The sequence below is a fragment of the Psychrobacter immobilis genome (genome assembly GCF_904846225.1).
In the GTDB taxonomy this organism is placed as follows: domain Bacteria; phylum Pseudomonadota; class Gammaproteobacteria; order Pseudomonadales; family Moraxellaceae; genus Psychrobacter; species Psychrobacter immobilis_F.
Map to the genome: position 1 here is coordinate 286,011 of NZ_CAJGZJ010000001.1, position 19,533 is coordinate 305,543.

Here is a 19,533-nt window from a genome sequence, read left to right on the forward strand (position 1 = left end):
TCACGGATCTGCATATCCAAAGTGCTTGATAATATGCTATATTAGCGCCCCTTCTCATAAGGTTATTGACGGTTGTTTTTGCATTGGCTTCTCACATTATAGTAGAGGCATGACAACGCGTTCATAACTATTAAAAATTATTGAATTTTGAGCCCTCCATGAATGACATGATTGTCTTAAACGATGTGACCAAAAGTTTTTTGAGCGACCGATCAATCAAAAACGAAGATGGCAAACCGCATTGGTTTACGGCCGTTGAGCCAACATCTCTCTCTGTCCAGCAAGGCGAAATTTTTGGTTTAATGGGCTATTCAGGTGCGGGTAAATCGACGTTATTACGTCTGATTAATATGCTTGAGCGCCCAGATTCTGGCAACGTCATTATCGATGGCACTGACTTAACCACGCTGTCTGCGAGCGAGCTGCGTATTGCTCGTCATAATATTGGTATGATTTTTCAGCAGTTTAACTTGATGTCCAATCGTACCGTCTTTGACAATGTGGCTTTTAACTTAACGGTTTCAGGCTACCCTAGCCGCGATATTCATAAACGAGTCATGGACTGTCTTGAAATCGTAGATCTGATTGATCGTGCTGGCCATTATCCTGCTCAGCTATCAGGTGGACAGAAACAGCGCGTGGGGATTGCTCGAGCAATCGCTCCAAGTCCAAAAGTCCTATTGGCCGATGAGCCGACTAGTGCCCTTGATCCTGCGACGACTCGCAGCTTGCTAACCTGTTTACGTGATATTAATGAACAACTGGGCGTGACCATTGTGATTGTGACACATGAGATGAGCGTCATTCGTAGACTCTGTGATCGTGCGGCATTACTGCATCAAGGAAAACTACTAGAAGTTGCAGAAGTAAGAGACGGTCTGATTCAAGCAACTACCCCGATTGGCAAAGGCTTAGTACACGAAGATTAATGAGGCAGGAGAAATACATATGTTAACTGGTACTGAATTATCCGCCTCAATAGACAAGCTATTTGTACTGCGCAAAGAGATTGTGAATGCGTTTATTGATACGTTCATCATGCTTGGTATTTCAACGACAGTCGCCATTGTGATCGGCGGGCTGTTTGGCATATTCTTATTTTTATCCAGTGATCGCCAGTTTTTGCAAAACAAGACACTGTATGGCGTGCTTGGCAGCATCACCAACTTTATGCGTGCCTTTCCTTTTGTCATTCTAATGATTGCCATGAGTCCTTTTACCAAAGCCATTGTTGGTACCGGTATTGGCCCTATTGCTGCCTCACTAGTATTGGCAATCGCAGGTTCATTTTATTTTGCCCGCTTGGTCGAACAAAACTTACGTGAAGTACCGCGCGGTATTATCGAAGCAACCGAATCGATGGGCGCGCGTCCTTTGACAATTATCAAAGTGTTACTTAATGAAGCACGCTCAGGTCTGATATTGTCAGTGACGATTCTGTGTATCAGTCTGTTATCTTATTCAGCGGCGGCTGGTATGATTGGCGGTGGTGGTTTGGGTGATTTGGCCATTCGTTACGGCTATTATCGTTATCAAACTGAAGTGATGATTTTTATCGTGATTGTACTATCAATCATGGTGATTTCGATTCAAGCCACTGGTAATTGGTTAGCTACTCGTTTGGATAAACGCTAAGAGCTGATTGGAGATAATGTCAAAACAAAATCAGTGAGCGCTAATAGTCATAACGCTCAAGGTCTAATGCCGATTCATCCTAAGCAAAATACTTGACTTTGTTACTGAGACCCTTTAGTTTTGTTACTAAATTAACACCCTAGCAGCATTGTTATCCCCAATGTTGCTTTTTTAGCGATCCCACTTTGCCCTATATTCAATCTCTATTATTAAGGAAGTTCCATGAAATTAACAGATATCAGTCGTCAATTAGCGACTGCATTTGCGGCTGTTGGTGTATCAAGCTTGGTATTGGTTGGTTGCAACAATTCATCAGCACCAGAAGCGACGAAAGAACCCGTTACTGAAGGCGCAACGGCAGAGACCGCTGCTAGTGATATCGATCCTGATCATACAAAAATCGTCATTGGTACTACCGAAGGCGATTTTGCTGATATGGTACGTAATCAAGTTAAAAGCTCACTTGAAGCTCAAGGTTATGAAGTAGAGCTGGTTGCCTTCACTGATTATGTTCGTCCGAACCTTGCATTGGCGGAAGGTGATTTGGATATTAATATCTTCCAGCATAAGCCTTACCTTGATAACTTCAAGAAAGAAAATAACCTTGATTTGGTTGAAGCGTTCCAAGTACCGACCGCGCCACTTGGCATATATTCAGGCAAAAAGACCAAATTAACAGAAGCTTATAAAGGTATGAGCGTCTCTGCACCAAACGATCCAAGTAACTTTGCCCGTGCATTGGTGATGATGAGTGATCTTGGTTGGATTACCCTAAAAGACAATATTGATCCATTGACTGCATCAAAAACAGATATCGCTGATAACAGCAAATATGACATCAAAATCGTTGAATTAGAAGCGGCTCAGCTACCACGTGCTCGTGATGAAGTGGACTTCGCGGTTATCAATGGTAACTATGCAACGGACGCTGGTATCAATTTAACGGATGCTCTATTCCAGGAGCCAAGTTTTGCTTACGTTAACTGGTCAGCCATTAAGTCTGCCGATGCTGGCAAAAAATGGGTTGAAGACGTGACTAACGCCTATAACTCAGAAGCCTTTAAAAAGTATGCGCATGAAACTTTCCCAGGTTATAAATATCCAAAAATCTGGGGCACTGCCCAAAGTACAAACACAGATACTGCTGCAAAAACAGCACCTGTAGAAGCACCTGCTCAGTAAGAGTAAATGTCCAAAATGCCCTGAAACATGGGTATCATGATAGTCATAAACGCTCAATGCTGGTTATAGACGCTCAATGCTTAACTGCTTTGGGCGTTTTTTATGGCGTGGCTTTTATGGCGTGGTTTTTATGACTGTGACCCTTTTAAACGACCCTTGCATAGCCTAACCATTCCTAAAAATGACGTTACAACTTGTTTGTCCTTTGTAGGAAACCGTCACTTACCCTTCCAATTTTTGTGAATTTTTTCTATAGTAAGCGAGCTAATATAGTAGTCCGGCTAAACAGTTGCTCAATCAAACTGATTTCTGCTATCGCTGACACTAAGTTTTTAGTTCAAAACAAATTATAAAATATAAGGCTAATCATATGACTTCTAAAAATTATAATATCCGTACTGCTGGACAAGCAAATATTCCCGTATTAGGACTAGGCACTTGGCAGTCCACCGGTCAGGACTGCGTAGACGTCGTCAAAAAAGCGTTGGAGATGGGCTATGAACACATTGACACCGCTCAAGCTTATGGCAATGAAAAAGAAGTGGGTCAAGGTATTAAACAATCAGGCGTGGCTCGTGATAAGTTCTTTTTGACCACGAAAATCTTTCCTGATGACATGAAATTTCAGCCAGAAAAGCTTGTTGAAGCTGCTAAGCGTTCGTTAGAGGATTTAGATACTGATTATGTTGATCTGCTGCTTTTACATTGGCCAGACGATCGCGTGCCACTATCTGAAACGATTCCTGCATTGTGTGAGCTACAAAAACAAGGATTAACGCGACATATTGGTGTTTCTAACTTCAATATCGCGGATATCATTGAAGCAAAAAAATACGCTGACGTACCGATTGTCGTAAACCAAGTAGAGTTTCATCCATTTATCAAGCAAGATACATTGCAAACGTTCTTGAATAATCATCATATTTTACTCGAAGCCTATTCACCACTAGCACGTGGCGATGTGTTCGATAATGACATTATTAAGGAAATTGCTGATAAGCATAATGTGACGCCAGCACAGATATCGTTGGCTTGGATTTTATCAGACAAACACCGTGTTGCCATTCCAAAAACCTCTAATCCTGATCACTTACAAGGAAATCTAGACGCAACCCGTATAGAGTTGAGTACAGAAGAATTAGAAAAAATTGGTGGATTGGCCAGCTCTGGCGGCCGAAAAATTGAACATCCTGATTATAGCCCTGTATGGGATGACTAATTGCTAATTGCTATTAAAAATTAGCCATCAAAAAGGCCACCGATAATATCGGTGGCCTTTTCTTATGAAGATTAGAAAGTCAATAATCTCATACTATTGTTGCAGCGTCTTTGTCTCGTGAACTTTTTCGGCAGGATTGTATTGTTCAGAAGAAGGAGCCGCCCCACTACGGTTATTTTCTTTCATCGATTTGGCGACTTCAGGTGGCATATAGTTTTCGTCATGCTTGGCCAATACTTCCCCAGCGACAAAGGTATCACCCTGCATCTTACCTGTGGCGACGACGCCTGAATTTTCAGCAAACAAATCAGGCAAGATACCTTGATAAGTGACTGGAACTGTAGATTTAAAGTCGGTAATAGCAAACTCAACGTTCAGTGGATTGTCTGATGCCCGCTTCACGCTACCTGCAACGACCATACCGCCAGCACGAATACGCTTATCTTGTGGCGCTTCACCTTGAGCAATGGCGGTAGCATCAAAGTAGTAGTCGGTTTGTTGCCCAATGGCATAGAGAATCAGCACCACAGCTATCGCTGTTCCTGCAAGTGTAAACATAACCCACATCAGTTTTTTGCGACGAACTGCGTTCATACCACTACCTCATTGATGACTTGCTGTTTTACAAACGATCAACCTATAAAACAAAAAACATTAAAGAAACTACCATTAGAAAAAATTTTAGGAATGTCTTTCTAATCGTACTTTTCTAATGGCTATATAATAGCATTTTTCGGACAAATCAATAAGCCGCATCAACAAGCGGTATCGTTACTCATAATGTCATATATTTATAAATGAGACATACCAATGTTATGTGTTAACGCCATAATATTATGACAATTTTCTTAACTAGATTGCTTGGTTACAGGCATTGGTATCTTGGCAGTGCGCTGCGCTTGACGTGCTTGTTGAATAGTCAATTGCTTGATCAGTGCTTGTCGTTGCCGGCGACTATAAATAATGAAAACCAGCATCACGCCAACCGCGATAGCCCAGCATGACCACACAAAAACGCCATGTTTACCCATGGCGAAAAACTCAGACATGCTATAAAAATAGGGCTGCATAATATTTTCCTAGCCGTTATTTGTGTTGACCACGGATGTATTCTTTCACCCAAGCTTTACCTTGGTCACGAGATAAAATCAAGGTATTGGTACGATAAATTGCCAATGTTGCGACCAATAAATAACTGCCGATAATCATGAGTAACAATGGCATCCACATATCTGCCGACATTTTTGGTGCGGCGGTTAAGGTAAAGGTCGAGCCTTGATGCAGGGTATTCCACCATTGTACTGAGTATTTGATAATGGGTAAGTTTACCGCGCCGACAATAGATAAAATAGCCGCAGCCTTACCACGATTGGCTGTGTGTTCAAAAGCGGCAAACAATGCCATAACGCCTGCATATAAAAACGCCAGAATCAGCATAGACGTCAAACGCGCATCCCATACCCAGTAAGTTCCCCACGTGGGTTTTGCCCAAATAGAACCGGTTAGCAAACTAATCACACATAGCAAAAACCCTATCGGCGCAATTGCTTGCGCGACTAAACTGGCCGTCTTAATTTTCCACACCAAATAAATTACACCCAGCACGGCAAGGGAAAAATAGATAGAAATGGCGAGACTGGCTGCTGGTACGTGGATAAAAATAATACGGTAACTATTGCCTTGCAAATAATCAGGTGGTGCAAAAGCAAGTCCCCAAATACTACCGATGAGTAGACAGATACTGGCTAATATCGCCAACCATTTAACCCAAGGTGTAAAAGTATGAAAAAACTGCTTGGTACCCACAGTCGTCAAGAAACCTTGCCAAATGCGTTGCCACAGGCTGGGAGATGAGACGTTATTCAGGTTGGGCATGGGAATAAACCTATTACTCAGCTTACTGGGTGGGACAGATATTGCCCATTATGGGCGCTACGATCTGCTAGCCTGCTGGCGTTAAACACTGGATAGAATCTACAAAGAACGGTTTACCTACTTAATTGGCTATTATAGCAAAGTTGCCCGTTTTCATCATGATGTTAGTAAAAAGGGTTTTGATATAGTGAATTCATTTTAAAACCGATACAGTGCGACTAAGATCAATTTTTCGTAGCCTCTGTGATAACAGCAAGCAAGAAAAATTTATACTAGGGCGTGTCACTATTAACGTATCAACTTTATATTGAACAGACTACAAGATAAATGGTCTATTATTTAATTCAACCAAGCCATTTTTAAGGTTAGCGCAATCACCCATGGCATGACTAAGACTGAAATAATACTACCTGCCAATAATAAGGCTAAGATAGGCAACCCATTAAGACCAGTCGCATATAAATCGACCGCGCCTGTCGCAAAAATCAATACAGGCAATTGCATAGGCAGTGCAATCAAAGGCACGAGCACCGCGCCATTCTTCAATGACAATGTCAAACTACTAGCAATCGCTGATAGCATTAATAGCATTGGGCTACCAGCGACAATAGACGCCATCAGTATCCACGCCTCGAACCAGCTAAGCTGAAATAAAGGCACAGCGAGTAAACTCAATGCTGCCACGATGCCACTGCTAAATACCCAATGAATCGCTAAGCGGATCAGCACCCATAATGGTAATGAAGCGTTGGCGACGACCAATTGTGCCAGCGTGCCATTATCAAGGGCCGGTTTAAACAAACCATCCACTCCCATCACAAGCGATAGCAAAGCAGCAATCCACACAGCCGACACCCCCAATCGCTGTAATAGCGCAGGCTCACTACCAACGGCTAATGGAAACAAAGTAATAATTACCAAAAACAAGACCAAAGGATATAGCCACTGCACTGCCCCTTGCTGTTTTACTTGCCATTCGCGCGCCCATAATTGCCTAAAGCTAATACCACGCAAAGTCGGCACGATAGTCATTGAGCTGTTATTCATCGCTTGTGTCGTACTGTCTGTTTGTGACATTTATTTGCTCTTTCGATTGTACTTATACTATTTATCGTACTTATACTATAGTCGGCACGACATAAGATCGATACGTTAGTATCAGCGCGCTACCTAAACCATATAGTCTGACAAGTCGAGCACTTGATTGGCCACACCGACTGCTTGGTGACTGGTCGTTAATATCGCGCCGCCCGCATTAGCAAAATCGCGTAACCTGTCTTCCATCCGTGCCACCATATCAGTATCAAGGGCCGTGAAGGGCTCGTCAAGCAACCACAAAGGGGTCACATTAGGCGTCAATAAATAGAGCCGTGCAAGGGTGATACGGCGTGTTTGCCCAGCGGATAAATGGCTTGAGCTGATGGTTTCAAACCCTTGCAGCCCCACCCAAGTAAGCGCATCATCAATGTCTGTTGCACTTGGTGTAATACCATATAAATTGAGCAAAAACGTCAAATTTTGTGCGACGGTGAGATTTGGATGGATACCCAATTGGTGCGACACATACAAGGGCTGAATGGGCAATCTTACTGTTCCTTGATAGATAATCTCACCAGTAAGCACCGGCAATAATCCAGCCAGCTGCATCAGTAGCGTCGTCTTACCGGTACCATTCGCACCAATGAGATGACAAATACTACCAGCAGATAGATGAAGTGTCACCGCTTCACATAACGGAATTTCACCACGCTGAACGGTCAGCTCATCAAGCACAAGTAAGTGTGTATCCAAAGCCGTCATCAAAACCTCTCATTATTTATCAAGCGGCAGTCAATATTCATCACAAACAAATACGCTGTTCATGGCATAATACTTTATGCTTACTACAAATACACAGTATAACAAATTGTCGATTACTATGACCTCAAAACCTATGCAGACTTCAAAAGATAGCCTAAACCAGACGCCTCAAGTAGATACTGAATATACGGTAGATACTGAAAATAGCCACTCTCAGGCAAGCTTAAGTAGCACCAGCCTAACCATAGACAGCTTAATCGATGCCCAAGTTGATTTTATGCAGCAGTGGTTACGCAAACAAGCTGAGCCTCTGAGTATAGAAGCTTGGCAGTGGTTTGGTGAGCAACCCTTAAATAAATATCTCAGCCGCGACCATTTACAACATTTAGTGAATGACTGGCTGCTCAATCAACCAATAAGCGAGGCAATGCGTACTGATATTCGCGATATCTTGCATACCGTTATTTATCATCCGGTCAATGACAATGTGCCTTTGTCTGAATTGGTAGATGACACGCAGGTTGAGACACTTGCCAATTATGTCGGTAGTCATGAACAACAGCGCAATGGCCTAATTCATACGCTGATCGGCAATGACACCTTTGCAGATTTGCTGACGCAAACGCTATATCACGCGATCAATGACTTTATGGAAACCACGCTAGATAAAGCAGGTGGTGTCGGTAAACTGATGAAGCTTGGGCGCAGCTCTTTTGAAAAGGCGACCAACAGAAATCTTGACGAAAAGTTGCAAGCATATTTGCATCGTAACATTAAAGATTTGGCACGCCGAGCAGAAACCAATGCGCAAGAGCATCTATCAAATGAAGAAGTCGCGCGATTATTAGTCACAGGTTGGGCGCGGATCAAAGACCAACCTGTCAGCCATCTACAAACTTATTTGCGAGATGAGCCTGACAATAGTAGTATCGATCATATTGAAGCCAGTATCCAGCAAAGCTATAACCGCCTTCGACTGTCGCCTTACTTGCATAGCCTCGTGGCAGCCAGCATCGATACTTGGTATGGTAATCATCAAGCAGATACTATTGCTACCGTCGCCGCAAGCTTGTACATCGATGAGCAGGCCATGACACAATTTAGCACGGCGCTATTGCCTGTTGTAAACGATGCCCTTGAAAGTCCTTGGTTCACGGCACATATTCGTGAAATGCTACAGGCGTTTTATAATCAGCCAACGATCAAAGACAACTTGACACTTAATAACGGGTAATTTGGCGTTTAAGGGTATTTATCAGTCTTTGAGACTATTTATTTATCAGAACCTATTTGTCAGAACCTATTTGTCAGAAAAAGATTATGAGCCAACGTAACAAACTCAGCTTATGGCAAAAAATTAGACGATTCCTGACGGCTTCTGCACCGCCGTCTATTGTCAATGGTACAAAAAAGCCATCGCCGTTGTCGCCAGATGACGCTAATACGCTCTACTCAGAAACCCATCATGCACTGAACAGTGATATCGGTAGTGAACGTCGGAGTCATCCTAACAGCGACGCCAATGCCAATGCCAATATTGATATTGATATTGATATTGATAGTACTGATCTTGGCTCTGAATCTGATGCTAAAAATGATCATAAGTATGGGCAAACGGTTTCCGCTAACCTGAACTCAGAACAACAAGCGTCTAATAACACCCCTATTATCGATGTGCTGAAACAATACTTTGATAGCAAACAATGGCACTATACTCACTATCAGCCCAAAACCAATGACAGCCACTTATCGCATCATTTGTCGCTAAGAATGCGCCATAAGCAACTAAACTGTGGTTACCTATTCCGAGTTCAAGAAAAAACCAAGCTGCTCGCCGTCTATGGAATCTTGCCATTTTTGATACCAGAGAATCATCAAAATGCAGCAATGCTATTAATCACTCAGCTCAATTATGACATGCTGATTGGCAATCTAGAAATGGATGTCAATGATGGCGAGATACGCTACAAAAACGCTATCGATGTCGAAGTGGTTGGTATTAATGACGATACTATTGAACATTTACTGCAAAGCGTGATCGCCATGACCACGGTCGCTCATGAGTTGTTTTTTGATTTGGTCAACAATCCAAATCCTACCGAAGATTTACAAACACTGATGCTGAATCTACGGCAACAAGCAGACGCGCGTACGTTCTTTTTGCCTACGCAGTTTGTTCAATAAATCCCTGATTTAAATATAATTAATTCACTTTAAAAAGAACTCATTTAACATTATGCTAAAAATCGCTTACTCTGATATTTTTCGTTATTCGGTGCCTGAAAAACATCGCTTTCCAATGCAAAAATATACTATGATTCCTGAACGTCTATTGGCTGAAGGAACGATTAGTACCGACAACTTTTTTGCACCGACACAATTGAGTGAAGAAGAGATCTTGACCACTCATACGCAAGAGTATTGGGATAACCTGAAAGCCCAAACGCTACCAAGAAAGGAGGCACGAGCCATCGGTTTTGAGATGACGCCAGCGCTGGTAGAGCGTGGTCGTTATATTGCTCATGCAACTTATGAATGTGCGTTATATGCTCAGCAATATGGCGTGGCGATGAATGTTGCAGGCGGCACACATCATGCGTTTGCCGATCATGGTGAGGGGTTTTGTGTCCTAAATGATGTGTGTATTGCCAGTAACTTATTACTCAATCGTGGTCAAGTGCAAAAGATTTTGATTGTTGATTTGGATGTGCATCAAGGCAACGGCAACGCCAGTATCATGGCCGATGAGTCTCGCGTTTTTGTTTTTAGTATGCATGGCGCCAAAAACTACCCATTTCGTAAGCAACAATCCGATTTGGATATTGAACTAGATAACGAGACTGGTGATGAAGAATATTTGCAGATTTTAGAAGCAACGTTACCAGGTTTAATAAATGATTTTGCGCCAGACATGATGTTTTACCAATCTGCTGTCGATGTGCTTGCGACGGATAAATTAGGAAAACTGGGACTGACCATAGAGGGCTGCAAAGCGCGTGATGAATATGTATTACGTCAAGCAAAAAATGCCAATATTCCCGTCGCGATCGTGATGGGCGGCGGCTATTCAGAAGATATCGAAGATGTGGTGGAAGCACACTGTAATACCTTTCGTTTGGCACAACAGATTTATTTTGGTGAGGCTATCTAAAGAGCGAATGTGTGGCTTGGTTTGATTGGTTGCTACAAAGTAAAGCTGACGAATCGAATAATATTAGATCACTTATAAAATGCAAATTGTCCTTTACACCACAACCAATCTCGATATAACTTTAGAGAAATGCTGCAATACCTTGCCATGCTACTCGAATACCAAGCACCGTTAAAATCAATAAAATAAGCTGGCGAAAGCGAGCTTGTGGTAAATACCGACGCAAGCGAATACCGACTAAAAGTGCGACAATCGACATGACACTCAGCAGCGTAATAAGCTGCCACTCTCCATTACTCAGTGCCATGATAGGCTCACGTAGGACAATGATTTGGGCTATTTTACCCAAGAAATAGCACATGTTACCGACTTTGGCGATGGTGTTTTTATCGTCACTTGCAGACAGTAAATACATCATTAGCACGGTAGACATGGCATTGGTTGCCCCGCCAATGACGCCTGCGCTAAACCCAACAATGATGAGTACGGGTTTGGTATCAGGTAACCGAAATTGCTTACCAAGTAGGCTACTTATTACGTAGAACCCAATGACAGCTGCCAGTACTAATAGGATATAAGCGCTGTCTACCCACAGTAGTAATTTTGCGCCTAAGATACTGCCAATCAAGCTGGTTAAAGCAAGCAACCAATAGCGTCTGCCGTAATAAATAAAGTTTTGCCAAATCGTGCGACCGCCACCAGCCAGCCACGTCATCGCATTGACAACTAAGGATGGAAAAATTACCAAGACAATGGCATGTGGCAGCGGATAAATACTAGCAAGCGCAGTGGTGGTAACCAAGGTTGCACCCAGCCCACTAATACCATGCAGCAAGGATGCCAGCGCAAAGATTGCTATCAGCAATAACATCTGCATGTTATCGTCACCAGCCATACTCGTCATATCACTCAAAGTTTCATATCTCTAATTATGACCACATAACGAACCATTCTGACGCTGCCAGATTGTCTCACCAATAATACCCGCTAACTGCTCAGCAATCTCATCTTTGCTTGCTTTCTCAAGTATCAGTGCATCACGCTCATAGCGCTCAGAGAAAAAAACCTGCATCGCATTGTCATCACTGGCAAAACCAATATCGGCGCGTGAGACATCATTACAAGCGATCAAATCTAAGTTTTTAGACACAAGCTTACCGCGAGCATAATGCTCAACATCCTGCGTTTCTGCCGCAAAACCCACTACGAATAGCGCTGGATGGGCAAGCGAAATAGTCGCTAAAATATCAGGGTTTTTGACCAAACTGAGCGCCATCGTATCTTGTGTTTTTTTAATTTTTTGCGGAGCCGCCTGCTCGGTGCGATAATCGGCCACAGCTGCCGTCGCAATAAAGATATCAGCGACTCTCACATTACTTTCATCGACAAAATCCTCATCGACAGAAGTCGCATGCATATGCTCTTCGCTATGTGCGTCATCGCAATCACAGCCGTCATGATGGTCGTGTTCATGTTCATGTTCATGAGAATGATCGTGCTCTTCTTCAGATAAAAACGCTAACTCGCTATGCGTACCCGCCACACATTGCTGGGCCGCAAGCAACATCTCTTTAGCGGACAACACATCAATACGCGTGACATTAAGCGGTGTCGGTAACGCCACTTTACCACCAGCAATTAAAACCACCTCGGCTCCAGCAGCCACACAAGCGCGTGCTAAAGCGAAGCCCATTTTGCCAGTAGAATGATTGGACAAATAGCGTACTGGATCAATGGCTTCAACCGTTGGGCCTGCGGTAATCACGACCCTTTTACCTGTCAACAACTGCGGCGTTGTTTGCATTGCAGTGAATAACAGCACTTCAGCCAATAGCTGTTCAGGCTCAGGCAGTCGACCTGCGCCCACATCGCCACACGCTTGCTCACCACTTGCAGGCTGAATAATGTAATAATTCATATCGCGCAGTGTTTGTACGTTAAGATGCACAGCCGGATGCGCCCACATTTGCTGGTTCATCGCTGGCGCAATCATGACTGGCGCCGTCGTTGCAAGACATACGGTCGTCAACAAATCATCTGCCATACCCATTGCGAGGCGCGCGAGTGTATTGGCAGATGCTGGGGCAATGACGATTAAATCAGCCCATTTAGCCAGCTCAATATGCCCCATTCCTGCTTCTGCTTTCTCGTCAAGTAGTGAGACATGCACCTCATTACCCGTCAAGGCTTGCAGCGTTAAAGGCGTGATAAATGCCTGTGCACCTGTGGTCATAATGACACGCACATCAAAGCCCGCCTTAATCAATAAGCGGGCAAATATAGCAGATTTATAAGCGGCGATACCGCCAGTGATAGCAAGCACGATATTTGACATAAGCATGGCATCGATATAAAAAGTGGAAAGTTAAAATTGCGCTTATAGTAACAATTATGAGATAAGTTAGGTAAGATTTTCTATATTTAACTGAGCTATTTGCGACTAACTGATATTTAAGGAGAAATAATGGCAATCAAAGATTGGCATGAAGAAGACAGACCACGCGAAAAAATGCTGAAATTTGGCGCAGCCCATCTTACCGATGCAGAAATTTTGGCGATATTTTTACGTACTGGAACCAAGTCGCAATCGGCACTTGAGCTGGCTCGTCATCTCATTGCGCATTTCGGTAGCTTGGCAGAACTTTTGGCGGCCCCTCAAGAAACCGTTCTTGCTTGTCACGGTATCGGCCCTGCTAAATACTCACAGATATTGGCATCGCTTGAGATGGGTACACGGTATTTGGACAGTCAGCTCAAAACAGGCCAAGCACTCGGGCGCTCACAAGTGGTCAAAGATTATATCAGTACGCAGCTGCGCGGGGAGCATCGAGAGGTTTTTGCGGTACTTTGTTTGGACAACGCACTCAATCTTTTAAACTTTGAGATCTTATTTACGGGCGGCATTTCATCGTGCTCAGTCTGTATTAAGCACGTATTACGCCATGCTTTAAATCATGCAGCCAGCCAGCTAATTGTTGCGCACAATCATCCTCATACCGATGCTCAGCCATCAATTGCAGACAACTTGCTCACCTATGAGCTAAAAAAAGCCTGTGATTTATTGGACATATCGCTTGTGGATCATATTATCGTCGGTCGTAATGACACATTGTCTTATGCCGAAAGCTGTCTTACGCCCTTTGACTAGTTTCTATTTGACTAGTTTCTATTTGACTAGTTTTTATTTGACTAATTTTTATTTGATTAGTTTCTAACTTTAGGAGACATTTGAGTCCATAAACTATCGAATCCCGATACATATTATAGACACAGCGTAGCATTTTAACTATTGATAGTGATTCACGACTGTTTCATATTGTTAGATAACTTTATCTTTTACTCAGTGAGTTTTAATTGATGTAACTACCAAGAAGAAATTCACTTTTTAAATAAGTGTGGTAATTCGCTATAAAATCAATTATCGATATCTACTTTGAGTTAATCATAGAACAAGCAAACATCAGAAAAAATAACAATTATATTTATTCAAAATTTTCTTATTCACATATTTTTTACGCTTTTAGTTCAGCGTTATAAAGGAGATAGTCATGGCAATTGGCTTATTTATTTTGGCAGTCATCATTCAATTAGCCATGGTTTTGGCCATCTTTTTGTTGTCCCTATCACGTGTCACTGGTAGCGTTGTCGCTCTTATTACCGTCATTATAACCGCCATCATCAGTCCTTGGTCGCTCATACTAGGCATACCGATAGCGCTACTTTGCTTGGTTTTACTCATTGCCCCGCTTCGCCAGTCTTTAATGACCAAGCCCGCCTATAAAGCATTGAGCGGCGCGATGCCTAGTATGAGCGATACGGAGCGTGAAGCGCTCGATGCGGGTACTAGCTGGTGGGAAAAAGAGCTGTTTATGGGTGCGCCTAACTGGGATACTTTTGCCAATTACCCTTACCCAGAGTTGTCAGAGGCAGAGCAAAGCTTTATTGATAACGAAGTAGAAACGCTCTGTGCCATGCTTGATGAATGGAAAATTCAGCATGAAGATAAAGATCTATCACCGGAAGCGTGGCAATTTATCAAAAGCAATGGCTTTTTAGGCTTGATTATTCCAAAAGAATTTGGTGGTCTAGCATTCAGCTCTTATGCGCAAAGCCGTATAATGAGTAAGATTGCTTCTCGCTCACCGACTGCTGCGGTGACTTGTATGGTACCAAACTCGCTCGGCCCTGGTGAGCTGTTGATGCATTATGGTACGGATGAACAAAAGCAGCGTTGGCTACCCGGCCTTGCAAAAGGTGATGAAGTGCCTTGCTTTGGTTTGACGGGCCCCGAGGCAGGTTCCGACGCAGGCGCTATTCCTGATACCGGCGTGGTTTGTTATGGCATGCATGAGGGCGAGCAAGTGCTCGGTCTGCGTATGAACTTCTCGAAGCGTTGGATTACGCTAGCGCCTATCGCTACTGTCGTGGGCTTAGCATTTAAGATGCACGATCCTGAAGGCCTGCTTGGTGACCCGCAAAAAACTGATTACGGCATTACTTGTGCGCTGATTCCTGCTAGCCATAAAGGGGTAGTAACGGGCCCACGTCACAACCCAATCGGCTCGCCATTTATGAATGGTACGGTTGATGGTAAAGACGTCTTTATCCCATTAGATTACATCATCGGTGGTGTTGAAAATGCTGGTCGCGGTTGGCGCATGCTGATGGAGTGCTTGGGTGTTGGCCGTGGCATCTCTTTGCCTGCTCTATCAACTTCAGCGAGTGAAATGACTTATTTATCTGTCGGCGCGTTTGCTAAAGTTCGCGAACAGTTTAAAATCTCAGTCGGTAAATTTGAAGGTGTACAGGACGCAACTAGCCGCATGGCAAGCAATACCTATATGCTAGAAGCGTTTCGTCATTTAGTCACTTGCGGACTGAATCAAGGTGGCACGCCATCAGTGATGACGGCAATGGCAAAGTACTATGCGACTGAAACCATGCGTAATGTCGTCAATGACGGGATGGATGTCGTTGGTGGTCGTGCTGTACAAATGGGGCCACGTAACTTTTTGGCGACGCCTTATCAAGCGATTCCCGTATCCATCACGGTTGAGGGTGCCAATATTTTGACGCGCTCACTGATGATCTTTGGTCAAGGTGCCATGCGTTGCCATCCTTACTTATTTGATGAGCTACAATTGCTTCAAAGCGATGATAAAGAAGGCGCAATTAAAAAATTCGACACCCTTTTCTTCCGCCATTTGGGCTACACTTTTAATCGCGGAGCAAAAGCATTTATCGCAGGCTACGTCGGTGGTAGTAATAATGCACCAAGTTTCGCTGACAACTTCACTCGCCCTTACTATAAGCATATCAATCGCTTGAGTGCGAGTTTTGCTTTGACGGCTGATATGGCGTTGGGAATACTCGCTGGCGATTTAAAACGTAAAGAGATGCTCTCGGGGCGCTTAGCTGATATTCATGGTCATTTATTTATCACCACAGCTATTTTGCAATTTTATGAGCATGGTACCAAATCAGAGTCTGAACGCTTGCATGCCGAAGTGGCGCTTCAAAACAGCTTTTATACAATTCAAGAAGCCTTTTTATCACTCTTTGCCAATTTCCCAAATCGCATGGCAGCCAGTGTGGTTAGTTTTGTGACGTTCCCGAGTGGTCGTATCTTTACGCCACCAAGCGATGAGCTAAAGCGTCAGTTGGGTGATGTCTTTATGGACGATTTTGAGGCCAATCCATTTCGTGATTATCTCAAAACGATGGTTTACTATAATACTGATGCAGACGATGTCACTGGGCGCATGGAACATGCTTATCAAACGCTGATCGCCATAGAACCTTTATGGCAGAAATTCAAAAAAGCAGAGCATAAAGACAGCTATGAAGGACTGACCTTTGAAGATCATGTGGTTTACGCCAGTCAAAACGAGGATATTACTCAAGAAGAAGCGGAAGTCCTCATTCAGTATAATGCCTTACGCTTTGATTCGTTATTGACTGATGTATTTGACGAGCATCTCGCGCAAGCACTACAACGTGGCAATCCACACAGTCTTGATAATGCGGTACAGCAGCTAACTGACTATGCCCAATTAAAAAATGAGGCGCAGGCCAGAAATGGTATTGTGACTGACAGTGATGTCGCGTCTGATAACTTGACAGCACCTACGAGTACTGATGATAAGACTGGTGATGCCAATCCAAATCATGGTTATGAGAGTGATGGTGATGTGGAAATGGTGGCAGAGCAAGACACGGCTCAAGAAGTGCGGACTCAGACTAACTTTAGTGATTCTAATCCTGATGCCGAAGCGCTTGACCATCGCTACCGTGACGCAGAGTCACATTTGAGTGAGCGCATGAGTAACAACCACAGTCAGAATAGATACAGTACGGGTCATCCCGAACAGGTAGACAATGCTGAAAAGCCTGAAAATGTAGAAGTCGCAAAAGACAAGGTAGAGAATCCTTCTACCATTGATGCTAATAACAAGAAATTGCAAGACGGCCTACGTCGCGATGAAAGTGACAAGGTTTAGTGACAAATTTTAGTGACAAGGTTTAGAGAGGTTTAAAAGGGTTAAGACCATTAGCCTGCTTAAACTCTTAAATAATATCTTTTAATCCTTTATTCTTAAAAAGACTGTCCAGCTTGGGCAGTCTTTTTTGTTTATAAAATTTGTCCTTATCAAGTAAATTTCCCTTTAGAAAGCCTCTCTCAAAAATCCCCACCTCTCTTTAACAGGGTTATCTTATCTATAGTTTCTTGTTGAGCACCAAAATTTTTGGGGCTGAGCACAGAATATTTACGTTTTTCTTACATGATATTCTCGGTTACGATGATGCTACCTTATTTAGAAATAATGAAAAAAATTTATGAACTAATCGTCTTGTCATTTTTCTATACGATATGAAAGCCGTTCGCATCAAAAAACGCATTCTCTAACTAAAGAGGTATTGATAGTTTCAATACCTCTTATTGGCCCTGCTCTTTTCATTACTATTTCTACACCAATGAGACAGCACAATTTCTGATGTTTGATGAATAAAACTGACTGAATTTAATTTATATTTAAAAACTTATAGGAGTGAGTTGCGCTGCGTTCCGTTGACAAAAACATGATTGTAAGAGACTAATATATAAAAAGCCAAATCAATGGAAAGATAAGAGATAGCACAGTTGTATATAAAATATTGCACGACTTAACACTATAAACATCAAGGATCGAGGGTATGTGGAAAAATTTGGGGCTGACAGGTAAGATTATTGTTGCAATGATACTCGGTATTATACTGGGTTTATTTATAAACTATTCAGGACTAAACGCTGAAGGCAGTTTCGTTAATACGTATATTACAAACGGTTTTCTCGCGATTGTTGGCAAGCTCTTTGTTAATTCACTAAAAATGTTGGTCGTACCTTTAGTACTTATTTCACTGATTTGCGGTGTTTGCGGCATTGGTGATATTCGCTTACTTGGTCGTATTGGTGGTAAGACGTTTTTCATTTATATGACGACAACGGCATTAGCAATTGCCACTGCGATTGGGCTTGGTATTGTGTTCGGTATCGGTAAAGGTATGGACATCGGTACTGACGCCGCGTTTGAAGCTCAGTCAGCACCACCATTATTAGATGTATTTTCTAATATTATTCCATCAAACCCCATCAGTGCGATGGCGAATGGCGATATGCTATCGATTATTTTCTTTGCTATCCTAATCGGTATCAGTATTTTGATGGTTGGTAAGCCTGCTAAGGGCTTGGTACAAAGCTTGGAGCTTATCAATGAAGTCATCCTAAAAATGGTGACAATCATTATGAACCTTGCACCATACGGTGTATTTGCACTATTGACTAAAGCGATGGCTGAGCTTGGTTTAGACCTTATTTGGTCGTTACTTGGTTATGTTGCCGTACTGATTGGCTCATTGGCTTTCCACTTCTTTATCACCATGATGATTGTGCTCAAGCTTTTTTCAGGCTTATCGATCAAGACTTTCTTGACAAAAATGCGTGAAGTTCAAATTTTTGCCTTTAGTACGTCAAGCTCGAATGCGACGATCCCTATTACCTTGCGTACCGTCACCAAACGTATGGGGGTTGATAACTCAGTCGCGTCATTTACCGTTCCTTTTGGCGCGACCATCAATATGGATGGTACGGCCATCATGCAAGGTACGGCGACCATTTTCATTGCCAATATTTATGGTATTGATTTGGGCGTGACCGACTATCTGATTGTTATCCTTATGTCCGTCTTGGCATCTGTTGGTACTGCTGGCGTGCCAGGTGTTGGTCTAATTATGTTGTCCATGGTATTTGCTCAAGTCGGCTTACCTATTGAAGGTATTGGTCTTATTTTAGGTGTGGATCGTATTCTTGATATGTTGCGTACCGCAGTGAACGTCGGTGGTGATGCAGCAGTGACGGCTATTGTGGCAAAGTCAGAAAACAAAATGGATCTGGCTATTTATAATGATCCTGATGCTGGTGCCAAAGACGTATTCGATGGTCATATCGATGAGGACAATGAGCGTGAATTCTCTGAAGTCTTTAATGATGGGATCATGGGTAGTGAGTACAATGATGTGGATCGTCGATAATGATTCAAATTGAATAAATATTAATAAGAAAAAACCTCAGTCACATTGGCTGAGGTTTTTTTATGTACGACTATGTCGGCTAAACGATTTTGGCGCTGCTTAT

General features: G+C 42.9%; 17 protein-coding genes. 10 read left to right on the top strand and 7 right to left on the bottom strand.

What is annotated here, in order from left to right; all coding sequences use genetic code 11:
* Window positions 1–158: 158 nt before the first annotated feature.
* From JMX48_RS01255 to JMX48_RS01270, 4 genes are all read left to right on the top strand, one after another.
* Complete coding sequence (locus JMX48_RS01255; protein ID WP_201533400.1) at window positions 159–929, top strand: methionine ABC transporter ATP-binding protein; 771 nt, start codon at window positions 159–161, stop codon at window positions 927–929.
* A 19-nt stretch (window positions 930–948) separates the two neighbouring features.
* The gene (locus JMX48_RS01260) at window positions 949–1,635 is read left to right on the top strand and encodes a methionine ABC transporter permease (protein WP_201533402.1); all 687 of its coding nucleotides are present in this window, start codon (window positions 949–951) and stop codon (window positions 1,633–1,635) included.
* A gap of 222 nt (window positions 1,636–1,857) precedes the next feature.
* Window positions 1,858–2,817 carry a MetQ/NlpA family ABC transporter substrate-binding protein gene (locus JMX48_RS01265; protein WP_201533404.1) on the top strand — a complete coding sequence of 320 codons (960 nt, stop codon included), beginning with the start codon at window positions 1,858–1,860 and terminating at the stop codon, window positions 2,815–2,817.
* Between the two features lie 370 nt (window positions 2,818–3,187).
* Complete coding sequence (locus JMX48_RS01270) at window positions 3,188–4,036, top strand: aldo/keto reductase (RefSeq protein WP_201533406.1); 849 nt, start codon at window positions 3,188–3,190, stop codon at window positions 4,034–4,036.
* 93 nt (window positions 4,037–4,129) lie between these two features.
* Here JMX48_RS01270 and ccmE read toward each other — a convergent pair whose 3' ends face one another.
* The 5 genes from ccmE to ccmA all read right to left on the bottom strand — a co-directional run bounded on the left by ccmE (window position 4,130) and on the right by ccmA (window position 7,711).
* Window positions 4,130–4,630 (bottom strand): cytochrome c maturation protein CcmE, encoded by a 501-nt coding sequence (gene ccmE, locus JMX48_RS01275; RefSeq protein ID WP_201533408.1) that lies wholly within the window; start codon window positions 4,628–4,630, stop codon window positions 4,130–4,132.
* A gap of 254 nt (window positions 4,631–4,884) precedes the next feature.
* On the bottom strand, window positions 4,885–5,106 hold the full coding sequence (ccmD, locus tag JMX48_RS01280; protein ID WP_201533410.1) for a heme exporter protein CcmD: 222 nt from the start codon (window positions 5,104–5,106) through the stop codon (window positions 4,885–4,887).
* Window positions 5,107–5,122: 16 nt separating this feature from the next.
* The gene (ccmC, locus tag JMX48_RS01285) at window positions 5,123–5,911 is read right to left on the bottom strand and encodes a heme ABC transporter permease CcmC (RefSeq protein ID WP_201533412.1); all 789 of its coding nucleotides are present in this window, start codon (window positions 5,909–5,911) and stop codon (window positions 5,123–5,125) included.
* 339 nt (window positions 5,912–6,250) lie between these two features.
* A complete protein-coding gene (locus JMX48_RS01290; protein ID WP_201533586.1) occupies window positions 6,251–6,943 on the bottom strand; it encodes a heme exporter protein CcmB in 693 nt (230 codons plus the stop codon).
* 138 nt (window positions 6,944–7,081) lie between these two features.
* On the bottom strand, window positions 7,082–7,711 hold the full coding sequence (gene ccmA / locus JMX48_RS01295; protein WP_201533414.1) for a heme ABC exporter ATP-binding protein CcmA: 630 nt from the start codon (window positions 7,709–7,711) through the stop codon (window positions 7,082–7,084).
* Window positions 7,712–7,844: 133 nt separating this feature from the next.
* Between ccmA and JMX48_RS01300 the strand changes: the two genes are divergently transcribed.
* The 3 genes from JMX48_RS01300 (at window position 7,845) to JMX48_RS01310 (ending at window position 10,862) form a co-directional block, all read left to right on the top strand.
* Window positions 7,845–8,945, top strand: a complete 1,101-nt coding sequence (locus JMX48_RS01300) for a hypothetical protein (RefSeq protein WP_227687837.1) — start codon at window positions 7,845–7,847, stop codon at window positions 8,943–8,945.
* Window positions 8,946–9,031: 86 nt separating this feature from the next.
* On the top strand, window positions 9,032–9,895 hold the full coding sequence (locus JMX48_RS01305) for a YbjN domain-containing protein (protein WP_201533418.1): 864 nt from the start codon (window positions 9,032–9,034) through the stop codon (window positions 9,893–9,895).
* 52 nt (window positions 9,896–9,947) lie between these two features.
* The gene (locus tag JMX48_RS01310; RefSeq protein WP_201533420.1) at window positions 9,948–10,862 is read left to right on the top strand and encodes a histone deacetylase; all 915 of its coding nucleotides are present in this window, start codon (window positions 9,948–9,950) and stop codon (window positions 10,860–10,862) included.
* A 121-nt stretch (window positions 10,863–10,983) separates the two neighbouring features.
* On the opposite strand, the gene JMX48_RS01315 is transcribed toward JMX48_RS01310, so the two are convergent.
* On the bottom strand, window positions 10,984–11,766 hold the full coding sequence (locus JMX48_RS01315) for a sulfite exporter TauE/SafE family protein (protein ID WP_227687848.1): 783 nt from the start codon (window positions 11,764–11,766) through the stop codon (window positions 10,984–10,986).
* Between the two features lie 21 nt (window positions 11,767–11,787).
* Entirely contained in the window at window positions 11,788–13,197 is a 1,410-nt protein-coding gene (coaBC, locus tag JMX48_RS01320; protein ID WP_201533422.1) for a bifunctional phosphopantothenoylcysteine decarboxylase/phosphopantothenate--cysteine ligase CoaBC, read from the bottom strand.
* A gap of 129 nt (window positions 13,198–13,326) precedes the next feature.
* Between coaBC and radC the strand changes: the two genes are divergently transcribed.
* The 3 genes from radC to JMX48_RS01335 all read left to right on the top strand — a co-directional run bounded on the left by radC (window position 13,327) and on the right by JMX48_RS01335 (window position 19,430).
* Complete coding sequence (gene radC, locus JMX48_RS01325) at window positions 13,327–14,010, top strand: RadC family protein (protein WP_201533424.1); 684 nt, start codon at window positions 13,327–13,329, stop codon at window positions 14,008–14,010.
* 400 nt (window positions 14,011–14,410) lie between these two features.
* Complete coding sequence (locus JMX48_RS01330) at window positions 14,411–17,362, top strand: acyl-CoA dehydrogenase (RefSeq protein WP_201533427.1); 2,952 nt, start codon at window positions 14,411–14,413, stop codon at window positions 17,360–17,362.
* Between the two features lie 694 nt (window positions 17,363–18,056).
* On the top strand, window positions 18,057–19,430 hold the full coding sequence (locus JMX48_RS01335) for a dicarboxylate/amino acid:cation symporter (protein ID WP_201533429.1): 1,374 nt from the start codon (window positions 18,057–18,059) through the stop codon (window positions 19,428–19,430).
* Window positions 19,431–19,533: the final 103 nt, after the last annotated feature.

Excerpts from the sequence above, each read along its gene's own strand:
- radC (WP_201533424.1), top strand. The coding sequence starts at position 13,327 with ATGGCAATCAAAGATTGGCATGAAGAAGACAGACCACGCGAAAAAATG.
- JMX48_RS01270 (WP_201533406.1), top strand. The coding sequence starts at position 3,188 with ATGACTTCTAAAAATTATAATATCCGTACTGCTGGACAAGCAAATATT.
- JMX48_RS01265 (WP_201533404.1), top strand. The coding sequence starts at position 1,858 with ATGAAATTAACAGATATCAGTCGTCAATTAGCGACTGCATTTGCGGCT.
- ccmE (WP_201533408.1), bottom strand. The coding sequence starts at position 4,630 with ATGAACGCAGTTCGTCGCAAAAAACTGATGTGGGTTATGTTTACACTT.
- JMX48_RS01290 (WP_201533586.1), bottom strand. The coding sequence starts at position 6,943 with ATGACTATCGTGCCGACTTTGCGTGGTATTAGCTTTAGGCAATTATGG.
- coaBC (WP_201533422.1), bottom strand. The coding sequence starts at position 13,197 with ATGTCAAATATCGTGCTTGCTATCACTGGCGGTATCGCCGCTTATAAA.
- JMX48_RS01335 (WP_201533429.1), top strand. The coding sequence starts at position 18,057 with ATGTGGAAAAATTTGGGGCTGACAGGTAAGATTATTGTTGCAATGATA.
- ccmA (WP_201533414.1), bottom strand. The coding sequence starts at position 7,711 with ATGACGGCTTTGGATACACACTTACTTGTGCTTGATGAGCTGACCGTT.
- JMX48_RS01330 (WP_201533427.1), top strand. The coding sequence starts at position 14,411 with ATGGCAATTGGCTTATTTATTTTGGCAGTCATCATTCAATTAGCCATG.
- JMX48_RS01260 (WP_201533402.1), top strand. The coding sequence starts at position 949 with ATGTTAACTGGTACTGAATTATCCGCCTCAATAGACAAGCTATTTGTA.
- JMX48_RS01255 (WP_201533400.1), top strand. The coding sequence starts at position 159 with ATGAATGACATGATTGTCTTAAACGATGTGACCAAAAGTTTTTTGAGC.
- JMX48_RS01300 (WP_227687837.1), top strand. The coding sequence starts at position 7,845 with ATGCAGACTTCAAAAGATAGCCTAAACCAGACGCCTCAAGTAGATACT.
- ccmD (WP_201533410.1), bottom strand. The coding sequence starts at position 5,106 with ATGCAGCCCTATTTTTATAGCATGTCTGAGTTTTTCGCCATGGGTAAA.
- JMX48_RS01305 (WP_201533418.1), top strand. The coding sequence starts at position 9,032 with ATGAGCCAACGTAACAAACTCAGCTTATGGCAAAAAATTAGACGATTC.
- ccmC (WP_201533412.1), bottom strand. The coding sequence starts at position 5,911 with ATGCCCAACCTGAATAACGTCTCATCTCCCAGCCTGTGGCAACGCATT.
- JMX48_RS01315 (WP_227687848.1), bottom strand. The coding sequence starts at position 11,766 with ATGACGAGTATGGCTGGTGACGATAACATGCAGATGTTATTGCTGATA.
- JMX48_RS01310 (WP_201533420.1), top strand. The coding sequence starts at position 9,948 with ATGCTAAAAATCGCTTACTCTGATATTTTTCGTTATTCGGTGCCTGAA.